At 64.8% G+C, this 14,417-nt stretch carries 9 protein-coding genes; all 9 read left to right on the top strand.

Annotated features, from left to right (window positions below; genetic code table 11):
• The first annotated feature begins 5 nt into the window (after positions 1 to 5).
• Entirely contained in the window at positions 6 to 1,319 is a 1,314-nt protein-coding gene (locus J3361_RS20980; RefSeq protein ID WP_207966135.1) for a DotU family type VI secretion system protein, read from the top strand.
• The gene (tssM, locus tag J3361_RS20975; RefSeq protein ID WP_207966134.1) at positions 1,316 to 4,816 is read left to right on the top strand and encodes a type VI secretion system membrane subunit TssM; all 3,501 of its coding nucleotides are present in this window, start codon (positions 1,316 to 1,318) and stop codon (positions 4,814 to 4,816) included. Before J3361_RS20980 ends, tssM begins: the two co-directional genes overlap by 4 nt.
• Positions 4,813 to 5,466 (top strand): type VI secretion system-associated protein TagF, encoded by a 654-nt coding sequence (gene tagF / locus J3361_RS20970; RefSeq protein WP_207966133.1) that lies wholly within the window; start codon positions 4,813 to 4,815, stop codon positions 5,464 to 5,466. The genes tssM and tagF overlap by 4 nt, the downstream gene beginning before the upstream one ends.
• A complete protein-coding gene (locus tag J3361_RS20965; RefSeq protein ID WP_207966132.1) occupies positions 5,467 to 6,198 on the top strand; it encodes a protein phosphatase 2C domain-containing protein in 732 nt (243 codons plus the stop codon).
• Positions 6,195 to 9,296, top strand: a complete 3,102-nt coding sequence (locus tag J3361_RS20960) for a serine/threonine-protein kinase (RefSeq protein WP_279382088.1) — start codon at positions 6,195 to 6,197, stop codon at positions 9,294 to 9,296. Before J3361_RS20965 ends, J3361_RS20960 begins: the two co-directional genes overlap by 4 nt.
• Positions 9,296 to 10,012, top strand: coding sequence for an ABC transporter ATP-binding protein (locus J3361_RS20955; RefSeq protein ID WP_207966168.1), 717 nt, complete (start codon positions 9,296 to 9,298; stop codon positions 10,010 to 10,012). Before J3361_RS20960 ends, J3361_RS20955 begins: the two co-directional genes overlap by 1 nt.
• Entirely contained in the window at positions 10,012 to 11,208 is a 1,197-nt protein-coding gene (locus J3361_RS20950) for an ABC transporter permease (protein ID WP_207966131.1), read from the top strand. The genes J3361_RS20955 and J3361_RS20950 overlap by 1 nt, the downstream gene beginning before the upstream one ends.
• Positions 11,186 to 12,928: an SUMF1/EgtB/PvdO family nonheme iron enzyme gene (locus tag J3361_RS20945; protein WP_207966130.1), complete on the top strand. Its 1,743-nt coding sequence runs from the start codon at positions 11,186 to 11,188 to the stop codon at positions 12,926 to 12,928. Before J3361_RS20950 ends, J3361_RS20945 begins: the two co-directional genes overlap by 23 nt.
• 85 nt (positions 12,929 to 13,013) lie before the next feature.
• Entirely contained in the window at positions 13,014 to 13,958 is a 945-nt protein-coding gene (tagQ, locus tag J3361_RS20940) for a type VI secretion system-associated lipoprotein TagQ (protein WP_207966129.1), read from the top strand.
• Positions 13,959 to 14,417 lie beyond the last annotated feature (459 nt).

The following is a 14,417-nucleotide window of genomic DNA, read 5'->3' as shown; positions in this document are numbered from 1 at the left end:
TCGCGATGAGCAACGACGATCGTACCCAGTTCATGCCGACGCCCGGTGGCCGTGGCGCCGATCCATTTCGCCCGGATCCTGGCCGTCCGGACCCGGGTCGCCCACAGCCCGCGCCGCTGTCGATGCCGGCCGCGCCGGTCCTGACCGGCAAGGCCGAGGGCCTCAACCCGCTGGAGAGTGCCGCCGGTCCACTGTTGGCCCTGCTGACGCGCCTGCGCAACACCATCGCTCACCCGGCGCCGGCCAGTTTGCGTGCGCAACTGTTGGCCTACCTGCGCCAGTTCGAAGAACGCGCCGAGGCCGCCGGCGTGGTGCGCAACGATGTGTTGCTGGCCCGCTACGCCTTGTGCACCGCCCTGGACGAAGCGGTGTTGAGCACCCCATGGGGCGGCACCAGCGATTGGGGCAAGCAAAGCCTGCTGATCACCGTGCACAACGAAGCCTGGGGTGGCGAGAAGGTGTTCCAGTTGCTGGAGCATTGCCTGCAAAGCCCGCGCGAGCGCCTGTATCTGCTGGAGCTTTTGTACCTGTGCATGTGCCTGGGTTTCGAAGGGCGCTACCGGGTGATGAACGACGGTCGCAGCCAACTGGAAGCGTTGCGTGAGCGCACCGCCGCCGTAATCCGCAGCGCCCGTGGCGACTACGAGCGCGAGCTGTCGCCGCACTGGCGTGGGGTCACCGTGGCCCGTGATCGACTGGCGCAATTCATGCCGCCGTGGATCGCCGTGGCCATCGGCGTGGCCCTGCTGCTGGCATTGCTGTTCGGCCTGCGCATGAAACTGGCCTCCGATGCCGAGCCGGTGTTCAAGAACATCCACTTCCTCGGTGAAATCCCGGTGCAGACCATCGACCGCCCCGTGGTGCAGCCGAAAGTGATCGAGCGCCCACGCCTGGCCGGCTTCCTCGCAGATGAAATCCGCGCCAACCGCATTGCGGTGGAAGACGCCGTCGACCGCTCGGTGGTGACCATCCGTGGCGATGAACTGTTCGCCTCGGGCAGCGCCAGCATCAAGGACGATTTCCAGCCGTTGATGCTGCGCATCGCCGATGCGGTGCGCAAGGTCAAGGGTCAGGTCCTGGTCACCGGCCACAGCGACAATCGGCCGATTGCCACGCTCCGGTTCCCGTCCAACTGGGCGTTGTCCGAAGCGCGGGCGCAATCGGTGCTGCAAATTCTTTCGGCCAAGACCGGCCAGCCCGAGCGCTTCAGCGCCGAAGGCCGCAGCGACACCGAGCCGTTGGCGTCCAACGCCACCACGGAAGGGCGTGCGCGCAATCGTCGGGTTGAAATCACTGTATTGGCGGAGGGGGTCGAGTGAAGGCGTTTTTCAGTTTTATGACCCGCTGGGTCATCCCATTGCTGGGGTTGATCGCCCTGAGCCTGATCATCTGGTTCGTCGGCCCGCTGCTCGATTGGCTGGTGCCCGAAGGCCGCCGCTGGGCCTTGATCATCCTGGTGTTCGCGGTATGGATCGCCTACCGGGTTTTCCGCATTATCCAGGCGCGCCGTCAGGCCGCCGAAGTGATGCGCAGCCTGGCCGCGCAAACCCCACCGGACCCGACCAGCATCGCCACCGCCGAAGAGCTCGAAACCTTGCGCCAGCGCATGGACGAAGCCTTGGCCCTGCTCAAGAAAGCCAAGCTGGGCGGTGACGAGCGCCGCAACCTCTACGAGCTGCCGTGGTACGTGATCATCGGCCCACCGGGTTCGGGCAAGACCACCGCGCTGGTCAACTCCGGGCTGCATTTCCCGCTGGCCGCGCAATTGGGCGCCGGTGCGGTACGCGGTGTCGGCGGTACACGCAATTGCGATTGGTGGTTCACCGACCAGGCTGTCCTGCTCGACACCGCCGGCCGCTACACCACCCAGGACAGCGACGCGACCATCGACAAGGCCGCCTGGCTGGGCTTCCTGGGCCTGTTGAAAAAACAACGGGCCCGGCGCCCGATTGACGGGGCGTTCATCGCCATCAGCCTGTCCGACCTGCTGCTGGGCAGCGACGCCGAGCGCGCCGCCCACGCCGCCGCAATCCGGCTGCGGATCCAGGAGCTCTACACCCAACTGGGCGTGCGCTTCCCGATCTACCTGATGCTGACCAAGCTCGACCTCGTGCCCGGGTTCATGGAGTATTTCGATACCCTTAGCAAGGAAGAACGCGCCCAGGTCTGGGGCATGACCTTTGCCCTGGACGATGGCAAGAGCAGCGACAGCCCGCTGGCGCACCTGCAAAGCGAATTCACCGGCCTTGAGCAGCGCCTCAACGACCGCTTGGTGGAACGCCTGCAACAAGAGCGCGACCCGGCGCGGCGCGATCTGATCTACGGTTTCCCGCAGCAGTTCGGCGCCTTGAAAGATTGCCTGCAAAGCTTCCTCGAAGGCGTGTTCAAACCCAACGCCTTCGAAGAGCGCGTGTTGCTGCGCGGCGTGTATTTCACCAGCGGCACCCAGGAAGGCAGCCCGATCGATCGCCTGATCGGCTCCATGGCCCAGAGCATGAACCTGGACCGTCAGCACCTGGCGCGCCAGACCGGCACCGGGCGCAGCTACTTCATCGAAAAACTCTTCACCGCCGTGGCCTTTGCCGAGCGCGGGCTGGTGGGCGTCGATCCGAAAGTCGAGCGGCGGCGCAAGTGGATCGCCCGCGGCGTGCTGGCCTCCACCGTGGTGTTGGTGCTGGTGGTCAGCACGTTGTGGTGGGTCAGCTACCGGGCCAACCAGGCCTACATCGCCCAGGTCGACCAGAAGGTCGCGCCGTTGGGACAAACCGTGCAGAACCTCAGCCCGGCGCAACGCGACGTCCTCGCCGTGTTGCCGTTGCTCAACGCCGTGAAACACCTGGCTGACGACGCACCGAGCTGGGCCGAAGGCCTGGGCCTGTACCAGGGCGACATGCTTGAAGCCGAGTCCGGCAGCGTCTATCGCAAGCTGCTGATTGCCGTGTTCGCGCCGCGCCTGCTGACGCGCATCGAAGAGCAACTGCACAGCGGCGGCAATTCGGATTTCCTCTACGAAGGCTTGAAGGCCTACCTGATGCTCGCCGACACCGAGCATTACGACGCCGACTTCATCAAGGCCTGGATCGCCCTGGATTGGGACCGCAGCCTGCCGCGGGACTTGCCGGCCGAGCAGCGCCAAGCCCTGACCGCGCATTTGCAGGCGCTGTTCGAGCGGCGTCCGCCCCTCGCGCGCCTCGACCCACGCCTGGTCGAAGACCTGCGTCGCCAGTTGCAGCAATTGCCGGTGGCCCAGCGGGTCTATGACCGCATCAAACGCCAGAAACTGCCCGAAGGCATCCCGGACTTCCGCATCAACGAAGCCGCCGGGCGTGACGCCGCGCTGGTGTTCAGCCGCAAGAGCGGCAAGCCGTTGGGCGAACCGTTGAGCGGGTTCTTCACCGTCAAGGGTTACCGCCAGGGTTTCTTGCTCAGCAGCCTGAGCCAGACCGGCACCCTGGCCGAAGAACAATGGGTGCTGGGTCACGAAGAGGCCGATCAGCAGAACGTCGCCAGCCTGGCCGCCGATGTGCGTCGCCTGTACTTCCAGGATTACCTGCGCCAATGGGATGCCTTGCTGGCCGACATCGACTTTGTGCCGATCACCAGCGTGGCCCAGGCCGCCGATGTGCTGCGGGTGATTTCCGGGCCGACCTCGCCGTTGAAAAAGCTGTTGGTGGCGGTGGCGAAGGAAACCGACCTGCAACAGGATGAACGTCTGCTGGCCGCCCAAGGTGCGCCAGTGGAAGGCGGTGTGGACAAGCTCAAGGAACGCCTGGGCAGCTTGCTCGGCCAGGAGCAGGCGACGCAAAACGCACCGGCGCAAAGCGATGATCCGATCACCGCGCACTTCGCCGAGCTCAACAGCATCGTCAGCAAAAGCGAAGGCGAGCCGGCGGTCATCGATGGCCTGCTGGCGGACATGAACGCCCTGTACGTGCAGGTCAGCGCCATGGTCGGTGCCAGTGGCGACGCCTTGCTCGGCGAAGCCAAGAACCAGGCAGCCGCCGCCGCTACCCGCGTCAGCCTCAACGCCGAACGCCAGCCGCCGCTGGTGCAGGGCCTGGTCAAGTCCGTAGTCAACTCCACCACCAACAGCATGATGGGCGGGGTGCGTAACCAACTGAACGCCGCCTGGACCAGCGAAGTGGTGAACATCTATCGCCAATCCCTGGCCGGGCGCTATCCGATGTCGCCAGGCAGCGCGCGGGACGCGACCCTGGATGACTTCGGCCAGTTCTTCGGCGTCGGCGGGGTGATGGACAATTACTTCCGCAAATACCTGCAACCCTACGTCGACACCTCGACCCCGACCTGGCGCTGGCAGCCAGGCGCGGCGCAGAAGCTCGGCATCGCCCCCGGCGTGCTGCAGACCTTCCAGCGCGCGGCGACCATTCGCGACGCGTTCTTCCGTTCCGGCGGCACCCAGCCGATGGTGCGTTTCGAACTCAAGCCGGTGGCGATGGACTCGACCATCACCCAGTTCCTGCTCGACCTCGACGGCCAGCAACTGAGCTACGACCACGGCCCAAGCCGTCCGACCGCTATGCAGTGGCCGAACCCGGGCAGCATCGGCGTGGTGCGGATTTCGATCATGCCGCCGTCGTCCAACGGTCGCTCCGGCATCACCCTGGATGGGCCGTGGGCCTGGTTCAGGCTGCTGGAGCAATCGGACCTGACCGCCGGCAACTCGCCGGATCGTTTCAACCTGCGGCTGCGGGTCGATGGCGCCAGCGCCTCTTATGAGCTGCGGGCCAACAGCGCCTTCAACCCGTTCAAGAGCCGGGTGCTCAGCGGCTTCAGCCTGCCGGAGCGGCTATGAGTACGCCGGGCTTCTACGGCAAGTTGGCCAGCCGCGGCGACTTCGTCAGCCGTGGCTTGCCCCAGGGCTTTATCGGCCCGTGGGATTCGTGGCTGGCGGCGGGTTTGCTCGCCAGCCAGACCAGCCTCGGCGAGCGCTGGCTGGACGCCTATCTGGTTAGTCCGCTGTGGCGCTTCATGGTCGCGCCGGGTGTGTGCGGCCCGGACGCCGCTGTTGGGGTGGTGATGCCGAGCATCGATCGGGTCGGTCGTTATTTCCCGCTGACCATTGCCGTGCTGCTGGAGCCCGACGCGGACCCTGCCTCGGTGGTGGGCGGTGCGGACGAGTGGTTCGAGCGGGTCGAAAACCTGTTGTTGAGTACGTTGAGCGTCGAGGCCAGTTTCGAGACGTTCAACGAACAACTGGAAACCCTCGGTAGCCCGATGTACCTGCCGCGCACGCCGAGCAGCCGTTTCGCCAGCCTGCATCGCTTTGATGCCACCGACCCGCAGCGGCGCATGAGCGCTCTGGCCGAGGCGGCCTGCGAAGGCGCGAGCCTGTGGTGGGGCCAGGGATCGGAGCGCATTGCCCCGGGTTTGATGCGCTGCCAGGGATTGCCGGCGGCGGCTGATTTTGCGCAATTTTTGCTCGGCCAAGAAGGTGTTGTGTAGATGCGTCCAAGTGCCGGAAAAGCAATCAAGTCTGCAAGCAAGAGCCATGTCGGGATGGTCCGCCAGGTCAATGAAGACGCCTGCCTGGACCTGCCGGAAAGCGGCCTCTGGGTCGTGGCCGACGGCATGGGCGGGCACGCGGCGGGCGACTACGTCAGCAGCCTGATCGTCGACAGCCTGCGCGGCATTGCCGTGGGGCGTTCGCTGGACGAATACGTCGCGGCGCTGCAAAGCGACCTGCTGCGGGTCAACGCCGCCGTGCGGGAAGAAACTGCCAACCGTGGCGTGACGATGATGGGCAGCACCGTGGTGGTGCTGGCCGTTCGAGACCTGCGCGGCATGTGCCTGTGGGCCGGTGACAGTCGTTTGTATCGCCTGCGCGACGGCGTGCTCGAAGGCATCTCCCGGGACCACAGCTACGTCCAGGACTTGCAGGACAGCGGCCTGCTCAGCGAAGCCGAGGCGCGGGTCCATCCGCGGGCCAACATCGTTACCCGGGCCATCGGCGTCGAGGCGCAACTGAACGTGGCGCTGACCGAACTGCTGCTGGTGCCTGGCGACAGCTACTTGTTGTGCAGCGACGGGCTGACCAAGACCGTCGAGGACGATGAAATCCGCGAAGTGCTGAGCCACGACGAGCCCGGCGAAATCGCCAGCAGCCTGGTGTCCCTGGGCCTGATGCGCGGCGCGCCGGACAACATCACCGTGGTGGTCGTGAAGGTGCCGTCATGAGCTTGACCTTGAACATTGTCATCCCCGGCTACGACATCGAAGGGCCGATCGGCGAAGGTGCGATGGCCAGCGTGTACCTGGCGACCCAGCGTTCGCTGGAGCGCAAGGTGGCGTTGAAAGTCATGGCCGCCGCCCTGGCCGCCGACCCGACCTTCTGCGAGCGTTTCCTGCGCGAAGGCAAGACCCTGGCGCGCTTGTCGCATCCGCACACCGTCACCATCCATGACATCGGCAACGTCGGTGAGCTGTACTACATGGCGATGGAGTACCTGCCAAACGGCACGCTCAAGGAGCGCATCGCCGCGGGCCTGACGCCGGAACAGGGCCTGACCTACATCCGCCAGATCGCCTCGGCCCTGGGCTATGCCCACGGCTTGGGCCTGGTCCACCGTGACGTCAAGCCGGCCAACATCCTGTTCCGTGCCGATGGCACGGCGGTACTTTCGGACTTCGGCATCGCCAAGTCCCTGGATGACCGCACCCAGTTCACCCAGGCCGGCTTTGCCGTCGGTACGCCCAGCTACATGAGCCCGGAACAGGCCCGTGGGCAAGACATCGACGGTCGCGCCGACCTGTATGCCCTAGGCGTGGTGCTCTACGAAATCCTCGTCGGCAAGCTGCCGTACACCGGCAACGACGCACTCTCCACGGCCCTGGCGCACCTGACCGAACCTTTGCCGGAATTGCCGGTGCATCACGGCCGTTACCAGGACGTGTTGCGCAAGTTGTTGGCGAAGGATCCGGCGGAGCGTTTCCCGGATGCGGCGGCGCTGCTGCGGGCGTTGGATAACCTGCCTGAGGAATCGTCGGAAGCGACGCTGATCCGGCCGTTGTCGTTTGAACTGCCAGTCGCGCCGCCTGTGGCGGATGACTTGGCGGGACTGACGCCCATGTCCATCGACATTCCCAGCGGCCCGGCGCAGTCACAACCGCACTCGCAACCACAGCCCAAGCCTGTCCCGCCGCCGGTAAAACCGGCGCCTCAGTCGACGGTGTCGGAGCAACGCAAGGGGCCGGTGTTCGCCCTGGCCGCCGTCGCGGTCGCCGTGGCGTTGGCGTTGGGTGGCGCGGGTTATTGGTGGTTGGCCGCTGACGATGGCAAGGACGTGAAGACGCCCGTGGCCACGAACACCTCGGTCAAGCCACCGCAAGTGAAGCCGCCGAAGGCCCCGGAAGTGCCAGCGGTCAAACCGCCTGTTGTCCCTGCGGCTCAGCCCCCCGTGGCGACCGAGGCCGATGGCGGCCAGCGTCCGCTGTTGATGGCCGGCAAGAAAACCCTGTTCCAGCGCGTGCTCAGCAAGCCGGGGGCGAAACTCGCCGAGGCGCCGGGCGCCGCACCGGGCAAGGCGCTGCCAGCGTTTTCGGTGTTGTATGTGTATCAGCGCAAGGACGTCGATGGCAGCGCCTGGGTGCGCGTCGGCGCGGCCACTGACGGGCGCAGCGACGGCTGGTTGCCCGCCGCCCAGGTCAGCGATTGGAAGCAGAGCCTGGTGCTCAAGTTCACCGAACGTTCCGGCCGTGCGCCGGTGATGTTCCTGCGTCAGCCCGGCGAGGTGGAAAAGCTCCTGGCTAACCCTTCGGCGGCCAAGAACGTGCTGCTCAAGGCCCAGCAGAGCCCCCAGGAAGATCAACAAGTGCTGGCCCTGGAACCGGCCGCCAGCGCCGTGCCGCAGAGCCAGTTCTACCTGTTGCCGATCTTCGATTCCCGCGAGAGCCTCGATGAGAACGGCCAGCCGGTGCAGTTGCTGAATGTGGCGTCCATCGATCCGGGCAACACGCCCAGGGCTTCGAACAACAACACGCCGATCACCACTGCCAACGCCGATGCATTCCGCACCGCCGTAGTGCTGGTGGTGGACACCACCGTGTCGATGCAGCCCTACATCGACCAAGTGCGCGATGTGGTCCATCAACTGCAAACCCGCATCGCCGAGCGCGGCGAGTTGGACAGTGTCAGCTTCGGCATGGTGGGTTTTCGCAGCAGCATCCAGAAAACCCCGGGCCTGGAATACGTCGCCAAGACCTTGATCACCCTCGAACAGGGCCGCGACCCGCAACGCTTCATGGAACTGGCGCGGCAGGTCAAGGCGTCTACGGTGTCGAGCCATGCGTTCAACGAAGATGCATTCGCCGGGGTCATGGAAGCCGTCGAAGGCATGGACTGGTCCGGTTACGGCGGGCGCTTGATCCTGTTGGTCACCGACGCCGGCGCCCTGCGCAAGAACGATCCGTTTGCCGCCACGCAAATGAACGAGGCCGAAGTGCGCCAGGCGGCGCTGGGCAAGCAGATCAAGATCTACGCCCTGCACCTGCTCAGCGACGCCGGCAAGAAAACCCATGCCGGCGCCCAGAGCCAATACCGGACCCTGACCGCCGACGCCAACCCGCAGATCGGCGACCTGTACATTCCGGTGCCCGGTGCGGATGTGCGCAAATTCGGCGAGCGGGTCGACGAGATCGGCTCGGTGTTCGCCGATCTGGTGCACCAAGTGCGCAGCAACAAGCCGCAAAGTGTGCCGCTGCTTAGCGCTGCGCCGAGCCTGGCCGACAAATCGGCCGCGGTCGGCTACGCGATGCACATGGACTTTTTGGGGCGTAAATCCGCCAGCCAGGCGCCGCAACTGGTCAGCGCCTGGACCGCCGACCGCGACCTGACCAACCCGGCGCTGCCGGCGTTCCAGGTCTGCGTGATGCTGACCAAGCTGCAACTCAACGACCTGCAGCAGTCGCTGAAGCTGATCGTCGACGCCGCCCGCAAGACCCAGAGCTCGCCCAAGGATTTCTTCCAGGAAATCGCCAGCGCCAGTGCCTACATGAGCCGCGACCCGTCGGCCCTGCGCAAGGGCGGCAATCTCGCCGATGGCGGGATTCTTGGCGAGTACCTGGAAGGGCTGCCGTACCGCAGCAAGTCGCTGAACATGACCCAGGACCTGTGGCTGTCCTTGAGCGTGGCCGAGCAGGAAGATTTCATCGACGAGCTGGATTCGAAAATCCGCCTCTACGAAACCTTCCACAACGACCTCGCCAACTGGGTGCGCTTCGGCGACGCCGAGCCGGGCGACGCCTTGTACCGCGTTCCGTTGTCGACGCTGCCGTGATGCTGACCCTGAACGCCGTGCACAAAAGCCGGGGCGCCGGCAGCCAACGCTACAGCCTGGTGATTCCACGGCTGCATTTGCGCGGCGGTGAACAACTGGCGGTGGTCGGCCCCAGCGGCTGTGGCAAGAGCACCTTGTTGGATATGTTGGCGCTGGTGTTGGCGCCGGATCAGGCCGGGCAGTTCGACTTCACGCCCGCCGATACACCGCTGGACGTCGCCAAATTGTGGCGTGCGTCGCAACAGGGCACCTTGGCCGAGCTGCGCAGCCGTTACCTGGGTTATGTTCTGCAAACCGGCGGCCTGCTGGGCTTTTTGGATGTGCGCGGCAACATCGCGTTGTCGCGCAAATTGCTGGGCTTGAAGGATGACGCAAGCGTGACGCGCCTGGCTGGGCAGTTGGACATTGCCGATCAATTGGACAAGAAACCGGCGGACCTATCCGTCGGCCAGCGCCAGCGGGTCAGTTGTGCCCGGGCGTTGGCCCATGGGCCGCGCCTGCTGCTGGCCGATGAACCGACCGCCGCCCTCGACCCGCTGAACGCCGAGCGCGTCATGCAGTTGCTGGTGGCCCAGGCCCGCGAACACGGCGTTTGCTGCGTAGTTGCCACCCACGACGAAGCGCTGGCCCGCGCCAGCGGTTTGCAGGTGCGGCGCATCAGTTGCCGTCGTGATGCCGACGGCGGTGTCACCGCCACCCTCGGGGAGGCTTGCTGATGCGTGGCGCGCTGGTGGCTTCCCTGGCCTGGCAGGATTACCGCAACGATGCCTGGCTGTCGGCCTGCTCGGTGCTGGCTTTGGTGGCCGTGGTGGCACCGTTGCTGGTGTTGTTCGGCCTGAAGTTCGGCCTGGTCAGCAGCCTCACCGAACGCTTGCAGAACGACCCGGCCACCCGGGAAATCATCCCCTTGGGCGGCGGTCGTTTCAGTGCCGAATTCATCGACCAATTGAGCCAGCGCGGTGATGTGGCCTTTGCCTTGCCGCGCACCCGGCAGATCTCCGCCACGGCGGATTTGAGCAGCGAGGCGTCGGCTGTCACGGTCGAGATGATTCCCACCGCCGCCAACGATCCGTTGTTCGATCACTTGCCGGTGCCCCAAGGCTTGGATCAAGTGGTGCTCAGCCAGACCGCCGCTGAAAAGCTCGGGGCCAAGGCTGGCGATTGGTTGCAGGCCAGTTTCGGGCGGCAGGTGGCCGGTCGCAGCGAGGCCCAGCGCACCCGTGTGCAGGTGCTGCATGTGCTGCCATTGGAAGCCTTCGCCCGGGACGGTCTGTTTGCGCCGCTGGCGTTGCTGGAGGCCGCCGAGGATTACCGCGACGGCCGTGCCGTGCCTGCGTTCGACTGGCCGGGCGATACGGTGGGCGAGGCCGGGCAACGGGTCTATCCGGCGTTTCGTTTGTATGCTCGCAGCCTCGGCGATGTCGAGCCGCTGCGGCAGTATTTCGCCGGGCAGAACCTGCTGGTGTCGACCCAGGCGCAGACCATCGCACAAGTGCAATCGCTGAGCCGCAATCTGTCGATCGTGTTCTGGATCATCGCCGGGTTGGCCTTGGCTGGTGCGTTCGCGGCGATCTTTGCCGGTGCCTTGGCGGCGGTCGAGCGTAAGCGCCGGGAGCTGTCGGTGTTGCGCCTGCTGGGGGTTTCCACGGCGGCGCTGTTGTTGTTCGTGGTGCTGCAGGCGCTCTACAGCGCCACCTTTGCGGCCCTGTTGAGTGCCGGCCTGTATGGCCTGGCGCAGTCGGGCCTGAATTATTTATTTGCACAGATGCCCGGCGAATACGCCAGTCATCTGTTGGTGCGTCACTACACCTTGGCCCTGGTGGCCGTGCTCGGCGTCAGCGCCGTCGCGGCGGCTTGCGGTGGCTGGCGGGTGGCGCGCATCCAGGCGTGTGAAGGAATTCGCGATGTATAAGTTATTGGGCGCCGCCGTGGCGCTGAGCCTCGCCAGCCTGACATGGGCTGATGAAGCCACGGACAAGCTGGACAACCCCAAGCCATTGCCCGACGACGTCAGCCTGCCGCTGCCGTGCGAAGGCCAGATGGTGTTCCGCTACGTTTACATCCTCGCCCAGGGCACCCTGGACGACCGCGAGATCAGCCTCGGTTACCCGTTCAGCGAGGGCGAGGCGGGCTATCAACAGTCGTTCATTTCCGGTTACCGGCGCGACTTCATCAACGGCCAGTTCACCCTCAAGGACCTCCCTAAGGACTGGAACAAAACCATCACACCGTTGATGCCCAAGACCGACGCCAAGACGCCGCTCAAGCCGATGCTCTACTTCATCGGCAAGTACGAAGTCACGGCCCGGCAATACGCCCAGGTCATGGCCCAGGCGCAATCGCTTGCCAGCGGGGAGCCGGCGCCGGCCTGCGAAGCCTTGCAGGCCGAGTTGCCCCAAGGCGTGGCAGGGCGTTTGCCCAAGGTGAAACTGTCGAAGTTCGAGGCGGAGCGCTTCTCGGCGGTGTACAGCGCCTGGTTGATGAAATACCACAAGGACCTGCTGCCGGTGAGTGGTCGCGGCACCTCTGCCGAAGATGGCGGACTGGGTTTCGTACGCTTGCCGACGGAAGTCGAGTGGGAATTCGCCGCCCGTGGCGGGCAAGCCGTGAGTCGCCAGGACCTGGAAGGGCGACTGTTTCCCCGGCGCCTGGAAGGCAGTGAAAGCGACGGGCCCCTGGCCGATTGGGCGGTCTTCAACCAGGTCGCCGGTGGCACTGGCCAGGCGGCGCGGCTGATGCCCATTGGCACCAAGCTGCCGAACCCCATCGGTCTGTTCGATGTGGTGGGTAACGCCGCTGAGATGGTCCAGGAATCCTTCCAATTGGTGCACGCCGGTCGGCGCCAGGGCGCCTATGGCGGCTTCGTGGTCAAGGGCGGCAACTACCTGGAAGGCGAGGGCACGCTGTTCACCGGCATGCGTCGCGAGTACCCGTTGTTCGCCGTCGATGGCACCGAGCAAAGCAACGAAACCACCGGTTTCCGCGTGGCCGTCGGGGCGTTGTCGGCGCCGCGTTCGCGCTACAAGGAATTGTTCGCCCAATGGCAGAAAGAAGGGCGACTCGCGTCGCTGACCGATGCCATCGACGACGCCGACGACCCGACCAAACGCCTGGACAGCATCATCGCCGCGAGCGTCGATCCGCGCCTGCAAGCGGAACTGGGCCTGGTCAACGAAGAGCTCAAACGCAACGTCTCGCTCATCGCCCAGCAGCGCGAGGAGGCGGCGGGCAACCTGATCCAGTCCTCGGCCCTGGTGGCCGAGACCGTCAATAACTACAACATTCGCCTGACCAATCTGCAGAACAGTCGGCAAGCCGCCCTGGACGCCAAGGACGAGGCCAGCGCCACGCTGTTCGCCACGGCCATCGACAACGGTCGCAGCGCGCTGGATGGCGCGGTGGCGATCTACATCGACAACCTGGCCACCGGCACGCGCTACACCGATGCCGTGATCCAGGCGCAGTTCCAGCGCATCAAGGAAGAATTGGAGCGCAAACCGGTACTGGGCAAGAGCCTGGTGGCGCGTGCAACGTTATTCGTTCGTCATGTCGGGGATTATCGTCAGCAAAAACGAGCCGACCCGGCGGCGATATTGAAGGAATTGCTCGCATCGAACGCTCAGCGGTCTTGAGTGTTCGTTGTCAGCGAGCTTGGAAGGGACTCAGGCGGCGATAGCGCCGCGCTGAGCTGGTCAACACTTAAAAGAGAACACAACTATGCTTTTCTCCCGTAAACCTTTGGCTTCGGTTTCCAAGCGTCACTTGCTGATGGTCGCTGTCGGCTTCAGCACCGTACTGACCGGCTGCGCCACGTCGCCGACGTCCAAGGTCGCGTCGAGCACCAAGGTCGAGTACTACCCGAACTGCTACGAGCCGGTGCAGCACTTGCGCGCCACCGAAGGCAACATGACCAAGTCGGTCATCACCGGCGCGGCCGTTGGCGCAGTCGGCGGTGCGCTGCTGGGCGCCCTGACCGCTGACAAGGAAGATCGTGGTCGCAACGCCGCCATCGGTGCCGCGGGCGGCGCCCTGGCCGGTGGTGCCGCCGGTTACTACACCGAGCGCCAGAAGCAGATCGCCGATGACAACATGCGCATCGCCTCCTACGCGGCCGACGTCAGCAAAAGCGCTTCGGACATCGACCGCAGCACCGCCTACGCCAAGACCTCGCAGCAGTGCTACCAGAACGCGTTCAGCAAACTGGTTGCCGACCGCAAGGCCAAGACCGTCAATGACACCGAAGGCCGCAAGCGCCTGGCAGAAATCGTCGCTGGCCTGAAAGAGTCCAACGACCTGATCGTCGCGGTCAACGGCAAAGCGTCCGAAGACCTGAACAACTACACCCAGGCTTATGAGAAAGACCTGCAGCAGGTGGGTGTGCAGCGTACTGACGTGGTGACCGTGGCCACTGCCGACACCACGCAGGTTGTGGCGCAGACCAGCACCAAGAGCAAGACCAAGAAGAAAGTGACGCCGGCGAAAAAGAAAGAACTGCCAACCGTGCCGAAAGAAGCGGTCGCCACTGAGAAAACCTTGCAGGACGCCAAGGCCAAGCAGGATCAAAGCAAGCAGGTCGCCAGCGCTGGCACCACTCAGGTCAACAGCATGTGCAAAAACCCGGACCTGGGCGATTGGGCACCGGTTCCTTGCCCGAATGTTTGATTGAGTGAGGGCTGCTGCTCGTTGATCAGCAGCTAAAACCTGTGGGAGCGAGCCTGCTCGCGATAGCGCTGGTTCAGTTGGCATTAATGTCGACTGACTCACCGCCATCGCGAGCGGGCTCGCTCCCACAGTTGTTTGGCGCTGGCTGAAATATCTGTGCCGAGCCCCAATCCCCTGTGGGAGCAAAGCTTGCTCGCGATGGCGGGGTGTCAGTCGACATGGATTTTGTTGACCGGGTACATATCCATTGCTGCGGTAACGGCTACTTAGGGTTCCGCCCTTACGGCGGCTCACTTTTTTTCAAACGCCAAAAAAAGTAAGCAAAAAAGGCTTGCCCCACCACTCGGTGCCTCGCCTAGGCTCGGCATGCCCTCACTCCGGCATTGCTCCGTGGGCCCGCCGCGAAGGGCCATCCATGGCCCAGCGCGGCTATCCCGGCATCCATGCCGGGATGCCCAC

The sequence above is a fragment of the Pseudomonas sp. OA65 genome (assembly GCF_017498305.1).
GTDB classification, from domain to species: domain Bacteria; phylum Pseudomonadota; class Gammaproteobacteria; order Pseudomonadales; family Pseudomonadaceae; genus Aquipseudomonas; species Aquipseudomonas zanjanensis.
The sequence above is the reverse complement of the archived record's forward strand: the minus strand, read 5'-3'. Positions and strand labels throughout refer to the sequence as shown.

Bases quoted from the DNA above. Each gene is read 5' to 3' on its own strand.
- J3361_RS20980 (WP_207966135.1), top strand. From the start codon at position 6: ATGAGCAACGACGATCGTACCCAGTTCATGCCGACGCCCGGTGGCCGT.
- tagF (WP_207966133.1), top strand. From the start codon at position 4,813: ATGAGTACGCCGGGCTTCTACGGCAAGTTGGCCAGCCGCGGCGACTTC.
- J3361_RS20965 (WP_207966132.1), top strand. From the start codon at position 5,467: ATGCGTCCAAGTGCCGGAAAAGCAATCAAGTCTGCAAGCAAGAGCCAT.
- J3361_RS20960 (WP_279382088.1), top strand. From the start codon at position 6,195: ATGAGCTTGACCTTGAACATTGTCATCCCCGGCTACGACATCGAAGGG.
- J3361_RS20955 (WP_207966168.1), top strand. From the start codon at position 9,296: ATGCTGACCCTGAACGCCGTGCACAAAAGCCGGGGCGCCGGCAGCCAA.
- J3361_RS20950 (WP_207966131.1), top strand. From the start codon at position 10,012: ATGCGTGGCGCGCTGGTGGCTTCCCTGGCCTGGCAGGATTACCGCAAC.
- tagQ (WP_207966129.1), top strand. From the start codon at position 13,014: ATGCTTTTCTCCCGTAAACCTTTGGCTTCGGTTTCCAAGCGTCACTTG.